Here is a 21589-nt window from a genome sequence, read left to right on the forward strand (position 1 = left end):
CGTTAGGAGAAGTACATGCGCTATTCAGCCTTGACCCAACGAATCGACGGTGATGGAGCGGCAGCCTGGAAGATTCACGATCGAGCGCTGGAATTGCGCGAGCAGGGCGTCGACGTGCTGTTGCTGTCGGTCGGCGACCCGGATTTCGATACGCCGTTGCCGATCGTCCACGCGGCGATCGACAGCCTGCTGGCCGGCGACACCCATTATTCGGATGTACGCGGCAGCCGCACGCTGCGCAGCAGCATCGCCAGCCGTCACCAGCAGCGCTGCGGCCAGGAGGTGGATGCCGATCATGTGATCGTGTTGCCCGGCGCGCAGTGCGCGGTGTATTCGGTTGCCCAGTGCCTGCTCGACCCGGGTGACGAAGTGATCATCGCCGAACCGATGTATGTGACCTATGAAGGTGTGTTCGGCGCTTGCGGTGCAAGTGTGGTGCCGGTGGCGGTGCGCCCGGAGAATGGCTTTCGGGTCGAGCCGGCGGACGTCGCGGCGCTGATCACCGCTAAAACCCGGGTCATTCTGCTCAACAGTCCGAACAATCCCTCCGGCGCCAGCCTTTCCTTGAAAAGCTGGCAGGAACTGGCGGCGCTGTGTGTGCAACATGACCTCTGGCTGATCAGCGATGAGGTCTACAGCGACCTGTTGTATGAGGGCGAGCACATCAGCCCGGCCAGTTTGCCGGGCATGGCCGAGCGCACGGCGACCCTTAACAGCTTGTCCAAATCCCATGCCATGACTGGCTGGCGGGTAGGCTGGATGATCGGCCCGAAACCTCTGGCCGATCATGTGATGCATCTGTCGTTGTGCATGCTGTTCGGCATTCCGGATTTCGTCCAGAAAGCCGCGCAGGCAGCACTTGATAGGGACTTGCCGGAAGTGGCGCTGATGCGTGAGGAGTATCGCCAGCGACGCGATCTTGTGTGCGCGAGGTTGAGCGGTTGCCCCGGTATCCGGCCGATCAAGCCCGATGGCGGGATGTTTGTGATGCTCGATGTGCGCCAGACCGGGCTCGGCGCCCAGGATTTTGCCGAGCGGCTGCTGGAAGGTTATGGCGTGTCGGTGCTGGCCGGCGAAGCCTTCGGGCCGAGTGCGGCGGGGCACATACGCATCGGGCTGGTGGTGGACCAGGTGAAGCTGGCGGAAGCGTGTCGGCGAATTGCGTCCTGTGCGGCGGATTTGCTGCAGATGCGACGGGCCTGATCGAGCCATTTCATGATCGTTCCCACGCGAGCATGGGAACGATCAATCCCTTAACCCTTCCACGCTCCGGTATTCACCAGATTCACCGGCCGATCTCCCGCCAACGCCGCCAACAAATTTTCGACCGCACAAGTCGCCATAGCCTCCCGCGTCTCATGGGTCGCCGAGCCGATATGCGGCGTCGCCACCACGTTGTTCAACTGCAACAGCGGCGAGTCATGGCGCAGCGGTTCGCGCTCGAACACATCCAGCCCGGCAGCGCGAATCCGGTTCTGCTGCAACGCCTCGATCAACGCCGCTTCGTCCACCACCTTACCCCGCGAAATATTGATGAAGATGCTCTGCGGGCGCATCAAGGCGAACTCCCTGGCGCCGATCAGCTTTTCGGTTTCAGCGGTCAGCGGCAAGGTCAGGCAAATGAAATCGGCCTGCTGCAACAACTCGGTCAGGCTGCGGTATTGCGCATTGAAGCGCTGCTCCACCGCCGGTTTCGGCGAATGGCTGTGATACACAACCGGCATGCCAAAACCGAAATGCCCACGCTGCGCCAACGCCTCGCCAATCCGCCCCATGCCGATGATGCCCAGCGTCTTGCCATGCACATCGCTGCCGAAATGCGCCGGGCCAATGTTGCGGTTCCACTGGCCGGCGCGAACCATGTTCGCCAGTTCCACCACGCGTCGGGCGGTGGCCAGGATCAGCGCGAAACCGGTGTCGGCGGTGGTCTCGGTCAACACATCGGGGGTGTTGCTGAGCAGGATCCGCCGCTCGGTCAGGTAGTCGATGTCGTAGTTGTCGACGCCGACGGACACGCTGGCAATCGCTTCCAGGTTTGGCGCAAGGTCCAGCAACCCGGCGTCCAGTTTCAGACTGGCGCCAAGCAACCCTTGGGCGCGGGGCAGGGCCTGGCGCAGCTTGGCCAGGCCTTCGGCGTCGAGGCTGTCGATCAGCGTCACCTCGGTCTGCTCATGCAAGCGCGCCATCAGCAGCGGCGAGAGTTTCTTGTACAGCACAACCTGCTTTTTCATATCAACATCCATTCAGGAATGAGCCGCCACCGGCCGGGGCGCGGCGGCTTTGGCCACGACCCGGTCACTGGCGCCGGGCTTGAGGAAAATCGTCAGCACCACCGACACCAGCAACGCGCCGCTCATCAGCAGATAAGACGCACCGGGCGATCCGGTGGAGCTGTTCAGGTAACCGACCAGATACGAGCCGCCAAACGAACCGAGCGCGCCCATGCTGTTGATCAACGCCATGGCACCACCGGCCACGTTGGCCGGGAGGATTTCCGGAACGATGGCGAAGAACGGCCCGTACGGGGCGTACATGCAGGCACCGGCAATCACCAGCAGGGTGTAGGACCACCAGAAATGTTCCGCGCCCAGCGCGTAGGAACCGTAGAACGCGATCGAGGCGATCAGCAGCGGTGGCCAGACGAAGCGTTTGCGCTTTTGCAGTTTGTCCGAGCCCCAGGACACCAGCAGCATGCCGATCACTGCCGCCAAGTAGGGCAACGCCGACAGCCAGCCGGCTTCGATCATGTCCATTTGCGCGCCGGCCTTGAGGATCGATGGCAGCCACAGCACGAAACCGTAGACGCCAATGCTCCAGCAGAAGAACTGCAAGGCGAGGATGATCACCTTCGGCGAGCGAAAGGCTTCAGCGTAGTTTTTCACCGCTTTGATACCGACCTGTTCGGCGGCCAGGGCGCTTTCCAGGTCCTGCTTTTCCTGGTCGTTGAGCCACTTGGCCTGAGCCGGACGGTCATCGGCCAGACGCCACCAGATAAACGCCCACAACACCGCCGGCAAACCCTCGATGATGAACATCCAGCGCCAGCTGAAATGCTGGATCAGGTAGCCCGAGACCACCGACATCCAGAGCATGGTCACCGGGTTGCCGAGGATCAGGAAGGTATTGGCGCGCGAGCGTTCGGCACGGGTGAACCAGTGGCACAGGTACACCAGCATCGCCGGCATCACCGCAGCTTCAACCACCCCGAGCATGAAACGAATGACGATCAGCCAGTAGGCGTTGGAGACGATCCCGGTCAATGTCGCCAGGGCGCCCCAGAGAATCAGGCTGACGAAAATCAGCTTTTTCACGCTGTGCTTCTGGGCGTAGATCGCGCCTGGAATCTGGAAGAAGAAATAGCCGAGGAAGAACAGTGCGCCGAGCAGTGAAGATAGCCCAGGGGTGATCATCAGGTCCTTGGCCATCCCGGAGGCGGCGGCAAACCCGTAGTTGGCGCGGTCCAGATACGCCAGGCTGTAGGTAATGAACACGATGGGCATGATGTACCACCAGCGGCGGGTGGCCAGTGTTGCGGTTTTCATAGTGATGCTCCTGAGCTTGTTGTTTTTGTCGCAGCAGGTAACGGTTTAAATCTTCAGTGATATCTCGTTCCCACGCTCTGCGTCGGAACGATCAGTGTCAGCGGCCTCAAATTCGGCATCCATTTCGGCTCGGGTGGGCAACCCCTCCATATCCCCACGGCTCTGCACCGCGCGGCTGCCGATCCAGTTGGCACGCTGCACGGCTTGGGCAACGCTGTAGTTCTCCAGCAGGGCGCTGATCAGGCCGACGGCAAACCCGTCACCGGCACCGACCGTATCGACCACGGTTGCCACGGGTACGCCTGCAACGAAACCTTCATCCAGATGCGTGCGGTAATACGCGCCGTGCGGGCCAAGTTTGATCGCCACGGCTTCGGCGCCCTGGTCGAGGTAAAACGCCGCGATGTCGGCGGGGTCTTCGAAACGGGTCAGCAACCGTCCTTCGCTCAAACCCGGCAGTACCCAATGGGCGAGGGCGGCGAGGCGGTTGATCTCGCTGATCATCTGTTGTTCGTTGGCCCACAGGCTCGGGCGCAGGTTGGGGTCGAACGACACGCTGCGTCCGGCATCGCGCATGCGGGTCATCAGTTCGAAAGACATTTCCCGGGCCGACGCGGATAGCGCCGGGGGAATGCCGGTGGCGTGCAAGTGCCGGGCCTTGAGCAGTTGTGGCGCAATCGACTGCACCGACAAATGACTGGCCGCCGAACCGCGACGGAAATACTCGACCAGCGGATCGCTGCCGTCATCGGTGCGGGATTTGAGTTGAAACCCGGTGGGGTGCGCCGGGTCGATGTCGACGTGGCTGCAATCCAGGCCTTCTTTCTTCAGCGTATCGATGACAAACCGGCCGAGAGAATCGGCGCCCACCCGGCTCAGCCAGGCGACGTTAAAGCCCAATCGCGACAGGCCAATGGCAACGTTGCTGTCGGCCCCGGCAATGCGCTTGTGGAAGTGGCCGACGTCGGCCAGTTCACCGTTCTGCTCGGCAACGAACATCGCCATGGTTTCGCCGAACGACAGAATCTCGATCTCAGACATGCGCGGGCTCCAGACGGGATTGGCCGAGGCGGGCGAGGGTGGCGACGTGCTCGGAGGTCAGTTGCACCAGGTCATCGCCTTGCAGCGGATATTCCACCGCGCGCATCACGTTTTGGGGCATGTGCCGCAGCAATTGTTGCCACAGATGCAAGTCACTGGCCGCCGGTGGTAGCGCCACCAGTTTGCCGTCGACCCGACGCGCCACTGCTTTGCAGTGCACGTAGCCGACGTGCCGACCGAGCAACCGCGCGGCGCTGGCGGCGGACTGGTCCTGCCATTGCCAGTTGCCGATATCGAAGGTCATTTTGATCGGCAGGTTGTGCTGTTCGACGGCGGCGAAGAAACGCTGGAACGGTTCGATGCGGCCGCCGTGCAAGGTCTGGTCGTTTTCCACCAACAACTGAACCGGGCTCTGTTGCAACACAAGCGCCAGTGTTTGCAGGTCGTTGTTGTCGGTGAAATAACCCAGGGAGACCTTCAGCCATTTAGCGCCGAATGCCTCGGCGCGTTTCAGGGTCGAGAGCAGTTCCGGGTTGGGCGCCGATTGCCCGGCCAGCCACAACTCCAGCGGCGAGGAATACACGCTTTCCAGGCCCCGGGATTGCGTGGCATCGGCCAATTGCGCCGGGTCTTCGAGGGTCAGCAGCTCTTCGCGCCATTCGATGTGCGTGGCACCGGCAGCGGCCAGTACTTCGACAAAACTGCCTTGGCCACGTTGGCGCACAAGCTCGGCGCCGTAGCTGGACAGGCTGATGGAAACGGGTGGTTTGTTCATTGTTATCACCTCTGAAACCGGTTTCATTTCTGCTCAAAAAAAATGTTCAAAGAAATATCGGTGGTTGATGTGCCGTTCTTTCAGTCACCGAAAATGCCCAAGGGTCGACCCACGCACGATCAATCTCGCCGGAAAATCCAGGGTCCGCACCGGCCCGTCATCCCCACGCAAACGCTTGAGCAAGCACTCAAACGCACTCGCGCCAATGTCCTCGGTCGGCTGGGCGAGGGCGGTAATCCCGCTGCCCACCAACGGATACCAATCCAGATCATCCAGGGCGATCAGCCCGACGTCCTCGAACAGGTTGCACTGCAACTCACGCAACGCATGGGTGCCGGCCAGCGCGGCGATACCATTGGCACAGAACAGCGCTTTCGGCCCAGCGCCGGGAGTGTTCAGGAAGGTTTTCAGCTGCGAGGTCAGTTCGCTGCCAGTCTCAACTACCACGCCCGTTAAAGCAGGGCGTTGCTGTATCTGCGCCTTGAAACTGCTGACCCGCTCGATCCGTGAACTGGTGCCGTCAAACGGCTCCGTCACCATCAGCACATCGCGATAACCGCGCTCTTCAAGGTGGGCCACGGCGATCTCGACGGCGGCGGGATTGTCCAGCCCCACCAGATCGCTATCGAACTGCTCGACCTTGCGATCCACCAGCACCATGGGCATTTCTCGCTGCAATTCGCGCAACTCATCCACGTGGTGGCCGAGGGTGTTCACGATCAAGCCTTCGATGTTGTACGAGCGCAGCAACGCCAGGTGCTGACGCTCCTGCTCGTCATCGCGATCGGTGTTGCACACCACCAGGCTGTAGCCGTGCCGACGGCAGGCGGTTTCCACACCATGCATCACGGCAATCGAATAAGGGTTTCGGATATCGGCCACCAACATGCCGATCAGACGCGTGCGCCCACGTTTCAGGCCGCGGGCCATCTGGTTAGGGCGGTAACCGAGTTCGGCAATCGCCTGCTCGATGCGCAGGGCCGTGGCATCGGAGAGCAGGGCGCGGTCGTCGCCGATGAAGCGCGAGACGCTGGCCTTGGAGACGCCGGCGTGTTCGGCGACGTCGAGCATGGTGACGCGGCTGCGTTGGGCGGCGGAGAAGTCGTTCACGGATAGACAGCCTTCTTATTGGAATTATTCAGGTGCGACCGCAGGTCTGAAACCGGTTTCAGATAACCGCATAACCCATCGGCTCGTCAAGCTTGAAACGATCTGAACCCGACGACAGGACCGGAGTATTCCGACCAGCGGTAGTTAAACCTGTCAGATCTGACAGTAGGCGAGATCGCGATTACTGCGTTTAATTTCTCCCGAAGCAAAGGGTTTTCAAGGCCTCTGGAGAACGGCGGATGAGCACGACAACACCCATCGGAATACTCGCCGCGCCATTAAGCATTGATGGTGTCGGTGCCGACACGGTGCTTCCGCCAGACGCGCACCTCAATGGCGTGACACTGCGAATTCCCCCTTGGCCCGCACCTTCGCTCGAGCCGGGCAAGAGTGATTTGCTGGAGATCTGGATTCGAGAGCCTGGGGCAACGTCCGACACTCGTTTTTACAACAACCTTTTTCCCGTCCCGGTGGTATTTCCGACCTCAATCCACTTGCCCTCGCAGTTCCTGCAACTGATAGGTGACATCACACTGACCTACAGGGTGACGTCTGGAGATAACGACAACAGGGATGACTCGGTGCCGCAGGTGTTCATCCTCAAACGCCTGGTCCCGGTCAACCTGAAGGCGCCGACTTTTCCGAGTGCGACATTGTGGGGTTATCTCAATTGCAGATCGTCGCCCGCATTGTGGGTGGCGGTGATAGTGCGTGTCCCGGCACAACCGGGGCGGTTCCTTGCAAACGATGTGTTGGAGTTGAACTGGAAAGGCTTCAGCAGCCTTAACGGCAGCGGTAACGCCATCCCGGGCACGGCGCTGAGCTTGCGCAAAACATTGACGGGGCAGGAAGCCGGCTCAGTGCAGGGCTTCGACTTCAGGCTCGAGAGCGACAAATACGAAAAGCATATCAAGCCGATGGTCATCAACGCATCGGCACTCGCTGATTACACGCATTTTCGAAATGGTGTCGCTCTCGGTAGATCGACCTCGGGCCTGGTAAAGATCGACCGGGGCGTATCGGGGAGCCCGCCTTGCGGCCCCATAACTCAAGGAGTCTCAAGTTCAACTGTTGTAGATCACACAAACGCTGGCAAAACGTCAATCCCAGGAACATGCAGTCAGGAGTCGCGAGATTTTTCATTGGGACACAACGTTGATGGTTCAACGATTAACTCATCCATGGAGCATACGAACATGAATATGCAGGTTAAATCTGGTGGTGTCCTTGCCTTGCCTCCGACAATTGTCGGTGTGTTGCCTGATGGCCGAATTCCCTATCAACAACTGAAAGTCGACAGACGGGTCACATTTCAATTGGCCGATGTCGATGACAAATCGGATGTGGGCGCTCACAGAATCGAACTTCACGTGCACCCGAAAGGGGTCACGCCCATAGAATTCGACCCGACATGGATGGTTTTGGAGTTGTTGAAAGCCAGTCAGCCAGGAGCGGACTGGACGTTTCCGATCGATTTTAACGTGATTGGAGCTGCACTCGACCAACTGGTCGACAAGTTTGATATGAACGGCGAATACGCAGAATACGGCGCGACATTCATTATTTATGACGGCAACGGCAACTCCGATATATCTGCTCCACCTCTTGAGTTCGAGGTCGATCTGACAGCGCCTTACCAGCGCCAACCCGGTACCGGCAACGGCACCGGCGCACGGCCTGTGTTGATCAGCCAAACTGGCTTGCCTTTGAGGATTGACGACGCCTGGCTGACGGATCCCGCCAACGCCGGCGGTATCAATTTGACCATTCCTACCGGCTATACAAAATTCGAAGCGTTACTTGATCTCGTCAGTTTCTATATTTCTACGCAAACAACATTCACAGGAATGCAGGGCGACGATAGGGGAGTCTCTATCATCGATTTTCCGCTGCCGGTTGGCGGGGTCATCAACATCTCTCTGGCCATGCTGCGAGGGTTGAATGATGGTCCGAATTTTTATTCCTATAACCTCAAGGATGCGCCAGGAAATATCAGCAACAACTCGGCCATCACGTTGCTGTTCAGTCGGGTAAGAGCCGCCGCCCCGATACTGGAAGTGCCAAGGATCCCGGTCACCGGCTCCAACGGGCAAACGCCCATCACTTTTGCGACGGTGGCACCTCCTCCTTCCAGAGTCGTGATGGAAATCGATTTCCCGCTCAACTCGCTTCCGGGTGACCGGATCATTCCGCACATCTCCGATTCGAACGGTAATGTCTACGATCTGCCTGAACAGCAAATTCCAGCTGCCGGCACACCAGGTCCATTGAGGTTCGTGATTGAATACGACTTCTGGGCGCAAGTCTTTGGAGACCCCAACGGACAGAGTGACGTGCAGTGTGAGTACTGGTACGAACTGAGTCGCCCTACGATTCCAACCAATCCGGTTTCGACGCCGCAGCAATTTTGCGTTCTCGACTTCTCGTACGCCGGGCCTGAGCAACCGAACCTGCCAGATCTGCTCAACCCCAACATCCCGCCTGTGGTGATTCAGGGCGCAGGCACTCCGGCACCCGCCCCCAACACGCTCGGCCCGTTACAGGCAGGCCTCGACGCCATCATGACCTGGCCTTTGTGGACGGATCCGAATCGGCCGTTGACAGGGCGTGAAATTGTGAGGTTCTTCTACCAGGGCAGGCAAGTGGGTAACCCGGTGGGCGTGCAGGTTGGCCAGACGACGGTCGACACGCCATTGCCGTGGGCCACGATCCAGGCCGAAGGCAACGGCAGTGGTCCAACGGCGCGAGAAGCCTACATCACCATTGAATACCCTGGCAGCGCGAACCCGATGACGCAGACACCTGTGACCCCGGTCAACGTGACAGCCATCGTGATCAATCTGCCACCGCCACAGATCATTGTTTCCGCATTCAGAACTCCCACCGGGACCCTGATACCGGAACGTGCCGTGACCGCCATCAACTGTCCGAGCCTGGATCATCCCTCTGCGCCGAATGGGCCAATGCCGCCTTACGCGGTGCGCGGCCTGCGGATCAGGATCCTGCGCGATCCCAATATCCCTGCAGGCGCAACAGTGAACCTGGAATTTGAGGGCCGGGTCACCAACACGGTGGGTGGGGCTGCAATTCCCGGCACTCGGATCATGGCTACGGAAACTATGCCAGCGACCGGAGTGCTGGAATTCAACCTGAGGGACTACAACGCCATCAGGACGATCCAGCTGCCAAGCCCCGGCCCGGGTCAGCGACCTGCTACCCGTTTTGCGCGCATCGCGTATACGGTCAACGGAATCACTTCCGAGGTCATCGTCCCCGTGGCGCTCTTGAATTCGAGCCTGGTGTATTGCGAGCAGAACCGTCCTTGATAGCGGATCAGCAGCGCTTCGAATGAAACTTCCCAGGATAAGGGCGACAGCAATTGTCGTCCTCATCCAAGGAGGCGAAGTCAGATCCGTACGAGCTTACAAGACAAGGGGATAAATCGTACGAAGGCGGAGATTGATCCTACATATCCCTGGGGAAGTTATCCGTAGTCTGGCGGCCGCTTTAGTCCGGCTCGTGCACCGTTTGAGTCGGAAAATCATTCCTGAAGGAATGCAATCGAGTAGGACTCAACTATGTTGCCAAAGTCGCAATTCCCGTATTTGAAAACATCGATCAGCTTCTGGGTAGCAACCCTGATGCCTTTTCTGATGAATTCATCGATGACTCAGGCTGCCACTGTTCCGGCGGGCACCACTCAAGCCATCGACGCCACGACGCCCCTGGAAACCTGGCAGCTTCAAACCAACGCTACGTTGAACGCCACCAATGCCACAACACTGCAGATGACCAGTGCTGCCGGTGGTGTGTTCAACTTGACTGGCTCAAACGTCAGCGCCGCAACGACTTCAGGTATTTTCCTGACCAACGCCAGCGCCAACCTGGACAACTCGAGCGTCACCAGTGACACCGGCATCGGCATCTCCGCGGTACGAAACGTCGCCAGCGTCGGTGGTTCGAATGTGACATTGCGCAATGGGTCTGTCGTTCGAGGTTTGCAGGGAGGTATGGCGGGCAACCGGTTCAGTGTCCTCAATCTGCAAAACTCCACTGTTGAAGGGACTGGTGCCACCAGTTTCGGGATTCGGATGCTGGAGGGTTCACTGTCGGCCACCGGAAGTACGATCACCGGCGGCCTCAATGGCGTGACGGTGGGCACCGACACGCAAGTATCGACGGTCATTCCAACCACCATCGTTCTGGACGGTACCCGTGTCGAAGGCAAGACCGGGTCGGCGTTGGTGGTCGGCATCAACGCGCCGAACTTTCCGACCGTGGCCAACATCGAAGTGCGTAATGGCTCGAACCTGGTCTCAGGCAACAATACGTTGCTGGAAGTCAGGCAAGGCGCCTCGGCCGGTTTCCTCGTGGATAACAGCGCATTGACCGGTAATGTAACGGTGGTTTCCGGCAGTTCCGCCAACGTCACGCTGCAGAACAATGCATCGTTGACCGGGGACCTGCAAAACGTCACGACCGCCGTGTTGAATAATAAGGCACGCATGACCGGTAATGTGCTGGGTGCTTCAAGTGTCGCGCTTGATAATGGTTCGACACTGACCGGTAACCTGGACAATGTCGCCAGCGTGTCCATCAACAACCAGAGCATCATGACCGGCAACGTCAACGCTGCGACGGGCAGTGCTTCTGGCTTGACACTGGATAACGGGGCGAGCCTGACGGGGCAAGTGAACAACGTCGCCAATTTCGCCATCAATAATCAGGCGCTCTGGCAGATGACCGGCAGCCAGTCGGTGAACAACCTCACACTCAGCAATGGTGGCGGAGTCCGTTTAGGCACCCATCAGGAATATTTTCAACTGAACGTGGCCAACCTGGCGGGCAACGGTACATTCAGGATGGGTACCGATTTCAACCAGCGCATCAGTGATCTGCTGAATATCACTGCAAGCGCTGCCGGCAATCATCAGTTGCTGGTTAGCAGTTCGGGCCCTGATCCGGTCAATGATTCTTCGATCAAGGTGGTGCAGAGCGTTGCTTCAAACGCGCAGTTCAGCCTCGTCAACAACCGGGTCGATGTCGGGGCGTTCACCTATACGCTGGTGAAGGACGGGAATGACTGGTACTTGCAGCCCGACAAGGAAGTCGTCAGCACACCGACCCGCTCGATATTGGCGATTGCCGGGACGGCGCCTACGGTGATCTACGGCGAAATGGTTCTATTGAACAACCGGATGGGCGATCTACGTGACGATGGCGAGCAAACCGGCGGATGGGTCCGGTCTTTCGGCAGTCGGTACAGCATCAGCAACAATGCCTACGGGAACGGCTACAGCCAGCGCCAGTACGGGTTGTCGATGGGGGTCGATACCCCGGTGGAGATCGCGGGCGAGCGCGTGTTGCTGGGTGTGTTTGCCGGTTACAGCAAATCCGATCTCGATCTGAGCCGTGGCAGCTCCGGTGAAATCGACAGTACATCCCTCGGCGTTTATGGCACTTGGCTGGGTGATAGTGGCTATTACCTGGATACGGTGGCCAAGCTCAATCACTTCCGCAATGAAGCCAGTGTGGCACTGAGCGACAACACCAAAACCAAAGGCAACTACAACAATCTGGGAGCCAGTGCGTCGGTCGAGTTCGGCAAGCGCATCGCCTTCAAGGACGGCTATTACGCAGAGGTGTTCACCCAATGGCAGGCAGCCTCCGTGCAGGGCAAGGACTTCAGTCTGGACAATGGCCTGAAGGCCGACGCCGACACCACTCGTTCCATGCTCGGCAAGGCGGGTGTAACGCTGGGACGTGGCATGACGCTGTCTGACGGCAGCGTCCTGCAACCTCATGTGCGTGTTGCTGGCGTTCATGAGTTCGTGAAGACCAATGAAGTGCGCGTCAATGACAATAAATTCAACAATGACTTGTCCGGTAGCCGGTTGGAGGTTGCCGCCGGAGCATCCTGGACCCTCAATGACCGCTGGCAGCTACACGCGGAACTGGACACCAGCAAGGGCGATGGCGTTACCAAGGACTTTGGCGTGAACATGGGGGCGCATTACAAGTTCTGACGCGAATGAAAAAGGGAAGCGCTGGCTTCCCTTTATTTTGAATGTGTGTCCCGTCCTGAATAAGGTTTACACAGCGATTATTGTTTCAAAACTTGAAGCTTGCCATCGAGCTGACATTTAGTTCCGTCGGCATTCTCTACGTCCACCTTGAACGTGGCTTTGACGTTAGCGTTGTCGACAGCCGGTTCGATTTCGATATAGCCTGAAATGGCTTCACTTACCGCGGTGTCGTCTTTAAAGCTGAGTGCAACATCGGGACGGCTTTTGATCTCATATGTGCCGACCGGGCAGCCCTCGGGGAGGATGAAGATAATTTCACGTGCTGGATAGCTTTTGGCTTTAGTATCCGAAGCGGGTCGATCAACGGCAGTAATCTTTAAGGCGCCAAGTTTTTCAGTACCGACTTTTACATGGTCTATCAGTCGGGAAGTGGCACTGAAATCCTCGAAGGATGGACCAGTGTTGGCGTAAGCCTTCGCAGTAACATAGTTGCCATCGGCAAAGCTGATTCGTTTGATTACAGCGTTCATGAATAGGATCTCCGTTCACTAAAAGGAAGTATCCAAAGGCCGTCCGACCCTAACTCTGGATGGACCATGGAAGCGCTTTCCTGACGGGTTGTAAACTGTCAAACCTGACAGGTTACAGCTATCAAAATCTGTGAATGGGGCCTCAGCGTGCAGGCACAAAACGCGGGTATCCAGGCTGAGCAGAGCAGGGTGCGGTCGTCAGCTGAACAAACCGGCGGCAATGTTGATGGAAAACCCCAATATCGCCGTGTTGAACACAAACCCGATCAACGATTGCGCCAGCACGATCTTGCGCAATTCCCGCGTGGCCACGCCGACATCCGCCGTCTGCACCGCTACGCCGATGGTGAACGAGAAGTACAGGAAGTCCCAGTAATTGGGGGTTGTCAGCCCTTCGGCAAATCGCAGCGCAGGTTCCTTGCCTTCCCAGGTGTAATACAACCGGGCGTAATGCACGCTGAAGATCACCCCGATCAACAGCCACGAGCCGATCACGGTCATGCCGGTGAAGCCGTAGTGCAACAGCCGGTGATAGGTGTCCAGATCTTTGCTGCCCGCCAGTTGGAGGGTGATGGCCGCGAGGCTGGCCAGTGCCGCCATGCTCACGGTGAACAGCACCAGCCCGGCGTTTTCGTCCTCGACTTCGGCAATGCGTTTCACGTCGTCGGCTTTGGAGCGCATGGTCAGCCAGATGATCAGTGCCAGATAGGTCCAGACCCCGGCGTTCCAGCCGATGAGGATTTTGCCGAGGATCGAATCGGCCGGAGCCAGAATGCCTGCCGCGACGCCAAGGGTGGTGGCGGCGGACAGGCGAGGGTGGGTGCGGGCGAGGAAGGGCATGGAGACTCACGGTCAGGGGCTTTGCAGCACCATAGCCCTGGTGTGAGTAACGCAGCAAGCGTTGCCGTTCAGGAGAAACAAAGATAGATCACATGCGTCAGGACGCCTTGTTTGTGCTGTCGAATGTGAACTCCCCGTTTTCAAACTGAATGCGGACGCCGTTGGAGTCTTTCTCACTGGTAAAGTCCAGGCGGCCCTTGAACACACCTTGCGTTGCGCTCTCTTCAGGGACTGACTCTACAATCAGCTTGCCACTTTCTGCCGGGTAACCTGCTGCAGCCGGATAAATCTCATCGTAACTTACGCGGATTTTTTCTTTGAACTCGGCCAGGTCATAAGTGCCAGGCCCGAGGTCGCGGGCGATCAAGATCTTGACGGTATCCAGTGGGCGGTTAGGCACATCAAAGGAATAGGTCTGAGACCAGGCTTGCCAATGTGGGAAGTTTGGGCCGATAACCGGATTTGCTGGACGCGCTTCGAACAGAAATTGATTGGCATTGTATTGATTGTAAGTGCCACCTGTAAGTGCTGCCGTGAAAGTGCCGGTAGCAGTCGAAAGGGAGGTGCTGATGTTTTCATATTGGCACTTTCCCTCGCTGACCATAACTTTTTTCTCTCCGGACTCTGCGATGAAGTGGAAGTCAAAACTTACAGTCTGGTTCGCCAGATCGAGTTCGATGTTGGTCAACTCGCCTGATGTTGCGATAAAAGGTCTATAACCCGCCGGAGAGGCGATTGCATACGATGCACTCGCAACCGCATTGCTAGGGGGGTCGCTGATCGTGTAAGAGGTTTCGCCGCTGTCGGGGAAGAAAAAAGATATGAGAGTTGAATTTTCCTGGTCTTTGCGATCAGCCGAATGTGCAACCCATTGATCTGCTGAAGGGTCTTTGTAGAATTGATGGAATTCGTTGCTGTTATAGTCCGGACCATCTTTTACGGTGGCTGTGACATGGCCAATGATTGCACCTTTCATATGCGCTCCTGAATCCATTAAGAGGAAAAATATTAACGGCTAGCGCATTCAGCATATGGATCGAGGGCTGTTTCGGATACTGTCAAATATTGCAGGTATAAGAAATTTTTCTTTATAACAATCATTGGTACGCATCATGGTTGCTTTGCAAGCGACGGCAGTTGCCGTCGCCCGTCGGGCTTGATTCACTCTTTAGCCATGCGCTGCACCGACTTCATCACCACCACAAAAAACACCGGTACAAACACCACCGCCAATGTCGCCGTGATCATCCCGCCAATCACTCCGGTGCCAATGGCTTGCTGGCTCGCCGAACTGGCCCCAGTGGCAATCGCCAACGGCACCACGCCAAGGATGAATGCCAGCGACGTCATCACAATCGGCCGCAACCGCAGGCGCGCCGCTTGCAGCGTGGCATCGATCAGGTCATGACCTTCGTCATACAGGCTCTTGGCGAACTCGATGATCAGGATCGCGTTCTTCGCCGACAGGCCAATGATGGTGATCAGCCCGACCTTGAAGAACACGTCATTGGGCATCCCGCGTAGCGTCACGGCCAGTACCGCACCGAGTACACCCAGCGGCACCACCAGCAGCACCGAAGTCGGAATCGACCAACTCTCATACAGCGCCGCCAGGCACAGGAACACAATCAGCAGCGACAGACCGAGCAGAATCGGTGCCTGGCTGCCAGACAAACGCTCCTGCAGCGACAACCCGGTCCACTCCTGACCCAACCCGGCCGGGCCTTGCGCCACCAGCCGTTCGATTTCCGCCATGGCTTCGCCGGTGCTGTGACCGGGCGAAGGTTCGCCGGAAATGCTGATGGCCGGGTAGCCGTTGTATCGGGTCAATTGCGCCGGGCCCTGAGTCCAGTTGGCCCGAACGAAGGCCGACAGCGGCACCATTTTTTCAGCGTTGTTGCGTACGTGAATTTTCAGCAGATCGGCGACCTGGCTGCGTTGATCGCCTTCGGCCTGGACCACCACCCGTTGCATCCGCCCCTGGTTGGGGAAGTCGTTGATGTAGGCCGAACCCACGGCGGTGGCCAGTACGTTGCCGATGTCGGCAAAGGAGATGCCCAGGGCGTTGGCTTGTTTGCGGTCGACTTCCAGTTGCACCTGTGGCGCTTCGGCCAGCGCGCTTTCGCGCACATTCATCAGGATCGGGCTTTTCTCGGCGGCGGCGAGCAATTCGCTGCGCGCTTTCATCAGCGTGGCATGGCCGAGGCCGCCACGGTCCTGCAAGCGGAACTCGAAACCGCTGGAGGTGCCGAGACCGTCGACCGGCGGCGGCAGCACCGAGAAAGCCATGGCATCCTTGATCTGGCTCAGCGCGATGTTGGCGCGATCGGCGATGGAACTCGCCGAGTCGTCGCTGCCCCGGTCCGACCAGTCCTTGAGCGTGGTGAACGCCAGCGCGGCGTTCTGCCCGCTACCGGAAAAACTGAAGCCGAGAATCACTGTGCTGTCGCCGACGCCCGGTTCGGTGGCGTTGTGCGCTTCGATCTGCTCCACCACATTTATCGTGCGATTCTTGCTTGCGCCCGGTGGCAGTTGAATGTCGGTGATGGTGTAACCCTGGTCTTCCACCGGCAGGAACGAGGAGGGCAGGCGACTGAAACACAGTCCCAGGCCGACCAGCAGCACGCCATAGATCAACAGGTAACGACCGGTGCGTTTCAACGCATAGGCGACCCAGCCCTGATAACGCTCGGTCAGTTGTTCGAAGCGCCGGTTGAACCAGCCAAAGAATCCCGCTTTTTCGTGATGCTCGCCTTTGGCAATCGGCTTCAACAGCGTCGCACACAAGGCCGGGGTCAAGGTCAGGGCGAGGAACGCCGAGAACAGGATCGACGTGGCCATGGACAGCGAGAACTGTTGGTAAATCACCCCGACCGAGCCCTGCATGAACGCCATCGGAATGAACACCGCCACCAGCACCAGGGTGATGCCGATGATCGCGCCGGTGATCTGCTTCATCGCCTTGCGCGTCGCTTCCTTGGGCGACAGGCCCTCGGTGGCCATGATTCGTTCGACGTTCTCCACCACCACAATCGCGTCGTCTACCAGAATGCCGATGGCCAGCACCATGCCGAACATGGTCAGCACGTTGATCGAGAAGCCCAGCGCGAGCATGGTCGCAAACGTGCCCATCAACGCCACCGGCACCACCAGCGTCGGGATCAGCGTGTAGCGGATGTTCTGCAGGAACAGAAACATCACCGCAAACACCAGCACCATTGCCTCGCCGAGGGTATAGACCACTTTGGTGATCGAGACTTTGACGAAGGGCGAAGTGTCGTAAGGGATCTTGTATTCGACGCCAGCCGGGAAATAGCGCGCCAATTCATCCATCTTCGCCCGTACCAGCGTTGCGGTGCTCAGGGCATTGGCCCCCGGTGACAGTTGCACACTGACGGCGGTGGACGGTTTGCCGTTCAGGCGTGTGGAGAACTGATATTCCTGGCTGCCGATCTCGACCCGCGCTACATCACGGATGCGCACGTTGGAGCCGTCAGGATTGGCCTTGAGCACGATGTCGGCGAATTCTTCAGGTGTCGACAACTGGCCTTTGACCAGAACGGTCGCGGTGATTTCCTGAGTGGTACGGGTCGGCAAGTCGCCGATGCTGCCCGCGGAAACCTGAGCGTTCTGCGCGACGATAGCGGCGTTGACGTCAGCCGGAGTCAGGTTGAAGCCGATCAGCTTCTGCGGGTCGATCCAGATCCGCATCGCCCGCTCGGCGCCGTACAACTGGGCCTTGCCGACGCCGTCCAGACGCTTGATCTCGTTCATCACGTTGCGCGCCAGGTAATCGCTGAGCGCCACGTCATCGAGCTTGCCGTCGCTGGAGGTGAGGGTGATCAGCAACAGGAAACCGGCGGAGACTTTCTCCACCTGCAAACCTTGCTGGGTGACTGCCTGAGGCAGGCGCGACTCAACCGCTTTGAGGCGGTTTTGCACATCGACCTGGGCCATTTCCGGATTGGTGCCCGGCTGGAACGTCGCGGTGATGGTGGCGCTGCCGAGGCTGCTCTGGGATTCGAAGTACAGCAGATGGTCAGCGCCGTTGAGTTCTCCCTCGATCAGGCTGACCACGCTTTGGTCCACGGTCTGCGCCGAAGCGCCGGGGTAGGTGGCGTAGATTTCGACTTTCGGTGGCGCAACGTTCGGGTACTGCGCCACCGGTAACTGCCCAATGGCCAACGCACCGGCCAGCAGGATGAACAAGGCAACTACCCAGGCGAATACCGGGCGGTCGATAAAGAACTGCGGCATAAAAAGCGTCCTGCTTATTGACCAGAGACCTGGGCAAGTGGAAGAGGGGTGTTGTCGATCTGGACTTTTTCGCCGGGGCGCGCGTGTTGCAGGCCTTCAGTGACGATGCGGTCGCCGGGCTTGAGGCCGCGGGTGACGATCCAGCGATCGTTCTGCACCGCGCCCAGCTCTACCGGTTGCTGGCCGACTCGCTGCTCGGCGTCGAGCAATAGCACTTGGGCGACACCGGCGCTGTCACGCTGAATGGCCCGTTGCGGCACGCTGATGCCTTGCTGATTGAACGCTTGCTCCAGACGCACGCGCACGAAGCTGCCCGGCAGTAGGTCGAGGTCGGGGTTGGGGAACTCGCTGCGCAGAATGATCTGACCGGTGCCCGGGTCGACGGTGATGTCGGTGAACAACAACTTGCCGGGCAATGGATAAAGGCTGCCGTCGTCCTGGATCAGCGTGGCTTTGGCCTGGCCTTGGCCCACTTCCTTCAGTTGGCCGGAACGGAAGGCCCGGCGCAGGTCGTTGAGTTCACGGGTCGATTGGGTCAGGTCGGCGTGGATCGGGTTCAACTGTTGGATCAGCGCCAGCGGCGTGGTTTCGTTCTGCCCCACCAACGCGCCTTCAGTCACCAGCGCGCGGCCGATGCGCCCGGAAATCGGCGCGGTGACGGTGGCATAACCGAGGTTCAGTTTCGCCCGCTCCACCGCGGCTTTGTTGGCGGCGACATCGGCGGCGGTCTGCCGGGCGTTGGCGCGGGCATTGTCGTAGTCCTGAGCGCTGATGGCATTGCCTTCGATCAACTGGGCGTAACGCTGCTCCTGCAATCTGGCCTGGAACGCGTTGGCTTCGGCCTTGCGCAGCGCGGCTTCGGCGCTGTCCAGGTCGGCCTTGAAGGGGGCCGGGTCGATACGGAACAGAACGTCGCCTTTATTCACGTCGCTGCCTTCGCGGAAGACCCGCTGCAACACCACGCCGGCGACCCGGGCACGCACTTCGGCAATCCGTGGCGCGGCAATCCGCCCGCTCAAGTCGCTGCTGATTGACAGAGGACGAGCTTCGACGGTTTCGATGCGCACTGTAGCCAGCGGCGCCGATTCTTCGGCGGTCGAAGACTGGTCACAAGCGCTCAGCGTCAACGCCAGGGCAATCAGGCTGAGCGTGGCAAGCAGGTTCTTTGACATGGAAATACCCCAATAATGACTACCCGCATCCTACGGGGAGTCGACGAGGGTAGCGGTGAAGCTTTGTTGGTGCTGTGTGAAATTGTGTAAGGGTTTTGCTCGCGTATGCGTGAGGGCGTATATCCTTCGCAGCTTGAAACTTTTTGCGACGGTTAGGTCGCCTTCGCGGACAAGCCCGCGATGAGGCCCCGCCAGTCGCCACAGCACTTTCTGGAAACACCCATGCCCAACATCCTCCTGGTCGAAGACGACACCGCGCTCTCGGAACTGATTGCCAGCTACCTGGAACGCAACGGTTATTCCGTCAGTGTGATCAGCCGCGGCGATCATGTACGCGAACGCGCGCGGGTCAGTCCGCCGGACCTGGTGATTCTCGATCTGATGTTGCCGGGGCTCGATGGCTTGCAGGTCTGCCGCTTGCTGCGGGCCGATTCGGCGACATTGCCGATCCTGATGCTCACCGCCCGTGACGACAGCCACGATCAGGTGCTGGGCCTGGAAATGGGCGCCGACGACTACGTCACCAAACCCTGCGAGCCCCGTGTGTTGCTGGCCCGCGTACGCACGCTGTTGCGTCGCAGCAGCCTCAGCGAACCGCAGACCGCCAACGACCGCATTCTCATGGGCAACCTGTGCATCGACCTGTCTGAGCGCACCGTGACCTGGCGCGAGCAACTGGTCGAGTTGTCCAGCGGCGAATACAACCTGCTGGTAGTGCTGGCCCGGCATGCCGGCGAAGTGCTGAGCCGCGACCAGATTCTGCAACGCCTGCGCGGTATCGAATTCAACGGCACCGACCGCTCGGTGGACGTGGCCATCTCCAAACTGCGGCGCAAGTTCGACGACCACGCCGGAGAGGCGCGCAAGATCAAGACCGTGTGGGGCAAGGGCTACCTCTTCAGCCGCTCCGAGTGGGAATGCTGAAACCATGTTCAGAATCCTGTTTCGCCTGTATCTGGTGACCATCGTTTCATTCAGCGCGGCGATCTACCTGGTGCCGGATCTGGTGATCAAGGCTTTTCATGAGCGTTTTGTGACCTACAACCTCGATTACTCCCGAGGTTTGCAAACGCTGATCGTCAAACAGTTTCGTACGGTGCCTGTCGAGCAGTGGCCGGCGCTGGCGGCGGAGATGGACAAGGAGTTCCAGCCGCTGCACATCATCTTGGCCCGCAACGACGATGCCGAATTTACCCTGGATGAGCGCGAACGCTTGCAGCGTGGGGAGAACGTGGTACGCATCGGCGACTGGGGTTGGCGTACCCTGGCGGTGACACCGTTGAACGAGCAGATGGTGGTGGAGATGGTCGTGCCACCGGACCCCACGGATGTCAGTTGGTTGTACTGGAGCATCAACGTGCTGATCGGTGCGACGATGCTGGCCTGCCTGTTGTTGTGGCTGCGCCCGCACTGGCGCGACCTGGAACGTCTCAAAAGCACCGCCGAACGCTTCGGCAAGGGCCACCTGAGCGAGCGCACGCAGATTTCCCCCAGCTCCAACATCGGCAGCCTGGCCACCGTGTTCGACACCATGGCCGGCGACATCGAAAACCTGCTCAACCAGCAGCGCGACTTGCTCAACGCCGTGTCCCACGAATTGCGCACGCCGTTGACGCGGCTGGATTTCGGCCTGGCCCTGGCGCTGTCCGACGACTTGCCGGTCACCAGCCGGGAACGCCTGCAAGGCCTGGTCGCGCACATTCGCGAACTGGATGAGCTGGTGCTGGAGCTGCTGTCCTACAGCCGATTGCAAAACCCGGCTCGGCTGCCGGAACAGGTCGAGGTGTCGCTGGATGAATTCATCGACAGTATTTTGGGCAGCGTCGATGAAGAGCTTGAGTCACCGGAAATCGTTATCGATGTGCTGCTGCACGGTCAGCTCGAACGCTTCTCGCTGGACCCGCGATTGACCGCCCGGGCGATCCAGAACCTGCTGCGCAACGCCATGCGCTATTGCGAAAAGCGGATTCAGATCGGTGTGCAGGTATGCCCCAAGGGCTGTGAGATCTGGGTCGACGACGATGGCATCGGCATTCCCGAGGAAGAGCGGGAGCGGATCTTTGAGCCGTTCTATCGGCTGGATCGCAGTCGGGATCGCGCCACAGGCGGGTTTGGCCTGGGGCTGGCAATCAGCCGCCGAGCACTGGAAGCGCAGGGCGGCACGCTGACCGCGCAGGCATCACCATTGGGCGGCGCACGGTTCCGTTTGTGGCTGCCCACCTCGGCCTGACGCATTCGTTGTAGCAGCTGCCGAGCCTGCGAGGCTGCGTTCGAGTGCGCAGCACTCGTAAAACCA

Annotated in this window: 15 protein-coding genes; 5 read left to right on the forward strand and 10 right to left on the reverse strand. The window is 59.1% G+C overall.

Features of this window, described 5'->3' with window-relative positions:
* Window positions 1-15: 15 nt before the first annotated feature.
* Window positions 16-1203, forward strand: coding sequence for a pyridoxal phosphate-dependent aminotransferase (locus ACEN9A_RS13550; RefSeq protein WP_258673991.1), 1188 nt, complete (start codon window positions 16-18; stop codon window positions 1201-1203).
* A 50-nt stretch (window positions 1204-1253) separates the two neighbouring features.
* Here ACEN9A_RS13550 and ACEN9A_RS13555 read toward each other — a convergent pair whose 3' ends face one another.
* The 5 genes from ACEN9A_RS13555 to ACEN9A_RS13575 form a co-directional block, all read right to left on the reverse strand.
* Window positions 1254-2231, reverse strand: coding sequence for a 2-hydroxyacid dehydrogenase (locus ACEN9A_RS13555; RefSeq protein ID WP_019649634.1), 978 nt, complete (start codon window positions 2229-2231; stop codon window positions 1254-1256).
* A 12-nt stretch (window positions 2232-2243) separates the two neighbouring features.
* Window positions 2244-3542: an MFS transporter gene (locus ACEN9A_RS13560; RefSeq protein WP_019578820.1), complete on the reverse strand. Its 1299-nt coding sequence runs from the start codon at window positions 3540-3542 to the stop codon at window positions 2244-2246.
* Between the two features lie 45 nt (window positions 3543-3587).
* Window positions 3588-4583 carry a sugar kinase gene (locus ACEN9A_RS13565; RefSeq protein WP_258673992.1) on the reverse strand — a complete coding sequence of 332 codons (996 nt, stop codon included), beginning with the start codon at window positions 4581-4583 and terminating at the stop codon, window positions 3588-3590.
* Window positions 4576-5358, reverse strand: a complete 783-nt coding sequence (locus ACEN9A_RS13570) for a sugar phosphate isomerase/epimerase family protein (RefSeq protein ID WP_258673993.1) — start codon at window positions 5356-5358, stop codon at window positions 4576-4578. The genes ACEN9A_RS13565 and ACEN9A_RS13570 overlap by 8 nt, the downstream gene beginning before the upstream one ends.
* 84 nt (window positions 5359-5442) lie before the next feature.
* Window positions 5443-6468, reverse strand: a complete 1026-nt coding sequence (locus ACEN9A_RS13575; protein ID WP_309475241.1) for a LacI family DNA-binding transcriptional regulator — start codon at window positions 6466-6468, stop codon at window positions 5443-5445.
* A gap of 239 nt (window positions 6469-6707) precedes the next feature.
* Between ACEN9A_RS13575 and ACEN9A_RS13580 the strand changes: the two genes are divergently transcribed.
* Complete coding sequence (locus ACEN9A_RS13580; RefSeq protein ID WP_258673994.1) at window positions 6708-9794, forward strand: hypothetical protein; 3087 nt, start codon at window positions 6708-6710, stop codon at window positions 9792-9794.
* 339 nt (window positions 9795-10133) lie between these two features.
* Window positions 10134-12494 (forward strand): autotransporter outer membrane beta-barrel domain-containing protein, encoded by a 2361-nt coding sequence (locus tag ACEN9A_RS13585; protein ID WP_258673995.1) that lies wholly within the window; start codon window positions 10134-10136, stop codon window positions 12492-12494.
* Between the two features lie 77 nt (window positions 12495-12571).
* On the opposite strand, the gene ACEN9A_RS13590 is transcribed toward ACEN9A_RS13585, so the two are convergent.
* The 5 genes from ACEN9A_RS13590 to ACEN9A_RS13610 all read right to left on the reverse strand — a co-directional run bounded on the left by ACEN9A_RS13590 (window position 12572) and on the right by ACEN9A_RS13610 (window position 19293).
* A complete protein-coding gene (locus ACEN9A_RS13590; protein ID WP_258673996.1) occupies window positions 12572-13024 on the reverse strand; it encodes a hypothetical protein in 453 nt (150 codons plus the stop codon).
* Between the two features lie 198 nt (window positions 13025-13222).
* On the reverse strand, window positions 13223-13864 hold the full coding sequence (locus tag ACEN9A_RS13595) for a DUF1345 domain-containing protein (RefSeq protein WP_258673998.1): 642 nt from the start codon (window positions 13862-13864) through the stop codon (window positions 13223-13225).
* Between the two features lie 97 nt (window positions 13865-13961).
* Window positions 13962-14840, reverse strand: a complete 879-nt coding sequence (locus tag ACEN9A_RS13600; protein WP_258674000.1) for a hypothetical protein — start codon at window positions 14838-14840, stop codon at window positions 13962-13964.
* A 185-nt stretch (window positions 14841-15025) separates the two neighbouring features.
* Window positions 15026-18121: a multidrug efflux RND transporter permease subunit gene (locus ACEN9A_RS13605; RefSeq protein ID WP_258674002.1), complete on the reverse strand. Its 3096-nt coding sequence runs from the start codon at window positions 18119-18121 to the stop codon at window positions 15026-15028.
* Window positions 18122-18135: 14 nt separating this feature from the next.
* Entirely contained in the window at window positions 18136-19293 is a 1158-nt protein-coding gene (locus tag ACEN9A_RS13610; protein WP_258674003.1) for an efflux RND transporter periplasmic adaptor subunit, read from the reverse strand.
* 222 nt (window positions 19294-19515) lie between these two features.
* Here ACEN9A_RS13610 and ACEN9A_RS13615 point away from each other — a divergent pair, with 222 nt between their 5' ends.
* Both ACEN9A_RS13615 and ACEN9A_RS13620 read left to right on the forward strand, forming a co-directional pair.
* Window positions 19516-20217: a response regulator gene (locus tag ACEN9A_RS13615; RefSeq protein WP_007939075.1), complete on the forward strand. Its 702-nt coding sequence runs from the start codon at window positions 19516-19518 to the stop codon at window positions 20215-20217.
* A 4-nt stretch (window positions 20218-20221) separates the two neighbouring features.
* Window positions 20222-21523 carry an ATP-binding protein gene (locus ACEN9A_RS13620; protein ID WP_258674004.1) on the forward strand — a complete coding sequence of 434 codons (1302 nt, stop codon included), beginning with the start codon at window positions 20222-20224 and terminating at the stop codon, window positions 21521-21523.
* Window positions 21524-21589 lie beyond the last annotated feature (66 nt).

It is taken from the genome of Pseudomonas sp. Pseusp18 (genome assembly GCF_059506005.1).

Coding starts and splice junctions, on each gene's coding strand:
- ACEN9A_RS13565 (WP_258673992.1), bottom strand. CDS start 4,583: ATGTCTGAGATCGAGATTCTGTCGTTCGGCGAAACCATGGCGATGTTC.
- ACEN9A_RS13580 (WP_258673994.1), top strand. CDS start 6,708: ATGAGCACGACAACACCCATCGGAATACTCGCCGCGCCATTAAGCATT.
- ACEN9A_RS13620 (WP_258674004.1), top strand. CDS start 20,222: ATGTTCAGAATCCTGTTTCGCCTGTATCTGGTGACCATCGTTTCATTC.
- ACEN9A_RS13605 (WP_258674002.1), bottom strand. CDS start 18,121: ATGCCGCAGTTCTTTATCGACCGCCCGGTATTCGCCTGGGTAGTTGCC.
- ACEN9A_RS13615 (WP_007939075.1), top strand. CDS start 19,516: ATGCCCAACATCCTCCTGGTCGAAGACGACACCGCGCTCTCGGAACTG.
- ACEN9A_RS13560 (WP_019578820.1), bottom strand. CDS start 3,542: ATGAAAACCGCAACACTGGCCACCCGCCGCTGGTGGTACATCATGCCC.
- ACEN9A_RS13585 (WP_258673995.1), top strand. CDS start 10,134: ATGACTCAGGCTGCCACTGTTCCGGCGGGCACCACTCAAGCCATCGAC.
- ACEN9A_RS13555 (WP_019649634.1), bottom strand. CDS start 2,231: ATGAAAAAGCAGGTTGTGCTGTACAAGAAACTCTCGCCGCTGCTGATG.
- ACEN9A_RS13550 (WP_258673991.1), top strand. CDS start 16: ATGCGCTATTCAGCCTTGACCCAACGAATCGACGGTGATGGAGCGGCA.
- ACEN9A_RS13600 (WP_258674000.1), bottom strand. CDS start 14,840: ATGAAAGGTGCAATCATTGGCCATGTCACAGCCACCGTAAAAGATGGT.
- ACEN9A_RS13610 (WP_258674003.1), bottom strand. CDS start 19,293: ATGTCAAAGAACCTGCTTGCCACGCTCAGCCTGATTGCCCTGGCGTTG.
- ACEN9A_RS13595 (WP_258673998.1), bottom strand. CDS start 13,864: ATGCCCTTCCTCGCCCGCACCCACCCTCGCCTGTCCGCCGCCACCACC.
- ACEN9A_RS13590 (WP_258673996.1), bottom strand. CDS start 13,024: ATGAACGCTGTAATCAAACGAATCAGCTTTGCCGATGGCAACTATGTT.
- ACEN9A_RS13570 (WP_258673993.1), bottom strand. CDS start 5,358: ATGAACAAACCACCCGTTTCCATCAGCCTGTCCAGCTACGGCGCCGAG.